The 4,466-nt window shown below is 73.4% G+C and carries 3 protein-coding genes; 2 read left to right on the plus strand and 1 reads right to left on the minus strand.

The features are described 5' to 3' along the window. Positions 1 to 225: 225 nt before the first annotated feature. Positions 226 to 1,983 carry a bifunctional metallophosphatase/5'-nucleotidase gene (locus ABZ914_RS47190; protein WP_500201170.1) on the minus strand — a complete coding sequence of 586 codons (1,758 nt, stop codon included), beginning with the start codon at positions 1,981 to 1,983 and terminating at the stop codon, positions 226 to 228. 187 nt (positions 1,984 to 2,170) lie between these two features. Between ABZ914_RS47190 and ABZ914_RS47195 the strand changes: the two genes are divergently transcribed. Beyond that, positions 2,171 to 3,331: a DUF4190 domain-containing protein gene (locus ABZ914_RS47195; RefSeq protein WP_500201171.1), complete on the plus strand. Its 1,161-nt coding sequence runs from the start codon at positions 2,171 to 2,173 to the stop codon at positions 3,329 to 3,331. A gap of 155 nt (positions 3,332 to 3,486) precedes the next feature. Next, positions 3,487 to 4,466 (plus strand): DUF4190 domain-containing protein (locus ABZ914_RS47200; RefSeq protein WP_500201172.1); only part of this gene is annotated, 980 nt, incomplete at its 3' end.

The following is a 4,466-nucleotide window of genomic DNA, read 5'->3' on the forward strand; positions in this document are numbered from 1 at the left end:
CGAAGATATTCCCGCGGAGCTTGCTGCCGCCCTTCCCGTCGCGGCGGTGTATCATCTGCAGGCGGGGCGGGGGGGGGCCGCGGGCGCCGCCCCCCGCCGCCCGCGCGCGGGGGCGCGGGCCGGGGGCCGGGGGCGGGCCCCGCCCCCCCCCCGGGCGCTTTCCGTCGGGGGCCGGCGCGGCGCCGCGGGCCGGCTCGCCGCCGCGGTTCGGCACGGCGCCGCGGGTCAGCTCGCAGCGGGGGCGACCCGGTTCAGCGGCGCGGGCGTGATCGTCGGGTGCGCCTTAAGGTACGCCACGAACGCCTCGTGGTCGGGCAGGTCGTTGCGGTACGCGCCGGTGAACCCGGTGAACGCGGTGTAGCCGTCCGCGCCGATCAGCGTGTAGGCGAGCGCCGCCAGCCGGTACTTCCCGGACGGGTCGAGCGGCTTCCCGCCGATCGTGACGTCCGCCGGGTCCACGCGGTCGCCGGCCGGCCGGGACGCGTCGTAGGAGTAGCGGACGTTCCCCGACACGGCGAACGGCGCGAACTTCGCGCCCTGCCACTGCTGCTCCAGCGCCTGATGGATCTGCTCGCCGGTCACCGTGACGGTGAGGATCGGGTTGCCGTACCCGTAGGCGTTCCACGCCTCGCCGAACGTCACCCGCCCGTCGGCGTCGCCGGCGGCGGTCCCCTTCGCGTACGGCAGGTCCCGCGCGACGGCGTTCGAGCCGGTGACGGGCTTGGTCGCGACGAGCGCGAGATCGGCGCGGCCCTTGCGGGACGTCCCGGCCGCCCAGTACTGGACGTCGGCGGCGAGGTCGCCCATCGTGCTCTCGCCGGCGCCGTTCTGCGCCCGGGTGAAGTCGCCGGTCTGCCGCGCCAGCGGCCGCGCGGCCAGCGCGTTCCCGCGCGCCGTCCAGTAGTCGGCGATCTTCTGCACCGCCGGGTCGGGCGCGATGTCGCGGGTCACCGGGTGGTTGACGGCCCTGGTCGCGCTCCGGATGACCTCGCCCCCGCCGTCCAGCCGCAGGTCGATCTCGCTGATCAGCCGGCCGTGGTTCAGGCCCTCGATCACCGGGCGGGGGTTCCCCGCCGGGTCGGCGAGGGTGCAGTTGAACCCGGCGTGCCAGTGCCCGGTGAAGATCGCGTCGATGTCCGGGGACGCCTGCTTCGCGAAGTCGATGACGGGGCCGTGCGGGTCCTTGCAGCCGTCGAAGCCCGCGCCGTCCGCCGAGCCGCCGTCGTGGACGTTCGCCACGATCGCCTTCACGCCGCGCCGCCTCAGCTCCGCCGCGTACCGGTTCGCCGTCTCCAGCAGCGGCAGCGACCGCAGGTCCGGCTGGTAGGACGTGGAGCCGGTCGGGGTGTCCGGGACGGTCAGGTCGATGAACCCGACCGGGATCCTCCGGCCTCCGTCCCCGCGCACCCACTCGATGTTGTACGGCTTGAGGATCGGCTTCCCGGTCTTCGCGCCGACGATGTTGCCGGTGTAGAAGGGGAAGTCGGCGCCCCGGAACCGGTGTCCCGTCGAGTCGGTGAAGCAGCTGTCGACGTCCACCTCCCCGAAGCAGCGGCCCTTCATCATGTGGTCCTTGAGGAACCCGGCGGAGACGTCGAGCTCGTGGTTGCCGACCGTGGAGAACCGGACGCCGAGCTTGTTGAGCACCTCGATCGTCGGCTCGTCCCGGAACGCGTCGACCTCGAACGGCCAGCCGCTGAAGTTGTCGCCGACCGAGAACAGGATCGAGTTCCGCCTGCCCTCCCGCAGCCGCTCCAGGTGCGCGGCGTTGTAGGCGGCGCCGCCGACCTTCAGGACCGTCCCGTCCGGCAGCGTCACCTGCCCGTTCGCGGCGTCGTTGGGGGGCTGCAGGTAGCCGTGGAGGTCGGTGATGGACAGCAGTTGCACGTCGACGGGGCCGGGCTGCCCGGCGTGCGCGGCGGGCACCGTCCCCGCCGTGAGGGCGGCGAGGGCGAGCGCGCCCCCGGCCAGCCGTCGGGACATTCGAGACACGAGGCACCTTCCGCCGGGTCGGACCGATCGGCAGAAGATCATCAGGGTCGGATGTCCGGCGGGCGAGAGGGAGATCATCGGCGGGTGAACGGTGCCCGAGCGCCATGATCACAACTTGGCGACGGCCGCCGGGAAAGCCCGATTTGTGACCTTGGTCGCGTACCTTCCCGCTGTGACAATGCCACCGGACGCTGACGACGTCGAGGAGACCCCCGGAGAACCGTCCGCCGCGGACGCCTGGACCCCGCCGGACACCGGCGCCGCCGCGCCTCCCCCGCCGCCGGAGCACGCCGCCGCGCCCGCGCCGCCCCTGCCCAGCCCAGCGGGCCCACCGGGGCCGCCGGGGGCGCCGGGGCCGCTCGGGCCGCCACCCGCGCCCGGCCGCCGCCGCACGAATCCGTTCGCGATCGTCGCGCTGGTCACCGGGCTCTTCGGCCTCGTCGTCTTCGCCATCGGCTTCGCCGTCGCGGCGTTCGTCCAGGCGGGACGCCGCGGCGAGAAGGGCCGCGCCCTCGCCTCCGTCGGCCTCGCCGCGTCCGCCGCCTGGATCACCGCCGCCGCCCTCGTGCTGGCCACGGGCGTCCTGGACAAGGCCAGCGGCGGCGGCGACGAGGCCCCGGCCGCCAAGGGCGGCAAGCCGCGCGTCACCACCCTGCTCGCCGGCGACTGCTTCACCGGGCTCGAAGAGGACCTCAACAGCGTCTACGTGACCAAGACGCCGTGCACCCAGCCCCACGAGGGCGAGATCGGCGCCGTCGTCACGCTGCCCGACGTCCCGTACCCGGGCGACGCGGAACTCGTCACCCAGGCGACGAAGGAGTGCAAGGACAAGACCGAGTTCCTGATGAACAACCGCTACGCCGACGATCTCGAACTGCACATCGACCGCCCCCGCCGCGGCACCTGGACGAAGGGCCGCCACGACGTCACCTGCGTCCTCCGCTATACCGGCCGCGAAAAGCTCACCGCGCCGCTGACCAGCGCGGAATGGGGAACGCGGACCTACACGCAGCTGGTCGCCGGCGACTGCATCGACGATTGGAAGGACGGCGCGCTCCTGAACCTCGTCGACTGCAAGAAGAAGCACCGCTACCAGGTCTACGCCACGTACGACATGCGCGGCGGCGGCAAGTACCCGACCGAACGGACGATCGAGGAGAAGGCCACACTGGAGTGCGCCAAGCGCGCCTCCAAGATCTTCAAGGGTGATCCGCCCCAGCACGTCCTGCCGTGGTTCGGCTATCCCGCGAAGGAGGGCTGGCAGATGGGCGACCGCAGGATCCTGTGCATGTTCAAGGCCGCGGGCGCTCCCCTGACGCGATCGCTGATGCCGAAGTGAGCGCGGACGACCACGCCGCCCGGCCTCCGGTGAGCGGTGGGGCAGGAAGCGCATGGGCGCCGCCTGACGCGGCGCTCGCCGAGACGGCGCCGGAGCGTGCGGCGCATGGGGCCGAAGGGGCCGGAGAGTCCCCGGCGCCGGGGACGTCGCAAACGGTGCTCCGGCGGCGGACGAACGGGTGGGCCACGGGGGCGCTCGTCGCCGGCGTCGTCGGGCTGGCGCCCTTGGCGGTGGGGTTCGCCGTCACGGCGTTCGTGCAGACGGGGCGGCGCGGCGAGAAGGGCCGGGGAATGGCGGTCGGCGGTCTCGCCGCTTCGGTGGTGTGGATCGCCGTCGGTGCCGTCGTCGCGGCGATGCTGCTCTCACCGGGCGACGGGGACTCCGGCGACGGCGGCAAGGGCCGTGCGACCGTCCTCTCCCGGCTCCAGGCCGGCGACTGCTTCGCCGGGTTCCGGAAGAGCGCGACCGACGTGGCCGTCACGGCGCTGCCGTGCACGCAGCCGCATGACGGCGAGGTCGTCGCGCAGGCGGCGCTGCCGGACGACGCCGAGTATCCCGGCGACAAGAAGTTGGCGGGCGAGGCGACCAAGGTGTGCACCGACCGGCTCGCGTTCCTCGTGAAGAGCCGGTACTACGAGGACCTCGACGTCTACCTCGACAAGCCGGACCAGGCGGCCTGGAGGGCCGGGGACCGGCATGTGACGTGCGTGATGCGCTACGGCGGCACCGGGTCGCTGGCGGCGCCGCTGGCGGCCACCCTCGACCCGGCCAGGAAGACCCTGCAGGAGTTCGAGGCCGGCGACTGCTTCGCCGACTGGAAGGGCGCGGACGCGGCGGCCCGCGCCGTCCCGTGCACCGAGCCGCACAAGGTACAGGTCTATGCCGCGTTCGACCTGCCGTGGGAGGGCCTCGCCACCTCCGGCGTCTCCTGGGCCTACCCCGGCAAGAAGATCATCGACGAGAACGCCGCGCGCGGGTGCCGCAGGCGGGCGGCGAAGGCGTTCGCGGGCCACGCCCGGCCCGCCGGGGTCAGGACCGACTTCGTGGGGCCCTCGGCCAAGGCCTGGTACTTCGGCGTCCAGAAGGTGATCTGCCTCCTCCGGGCGGACAAGGGGACTTCTTCAGCGTCCCCTTG

Origin of the sequence: Spirillospora sp. NPDC046719, assembly GCF_040645715.1 — a bacterium.
Lineage (GTDB): Bacteria > Actinomycetota > Actinomycetes > Streptosporangiales > Streptosporangiaceae > Spirillospora.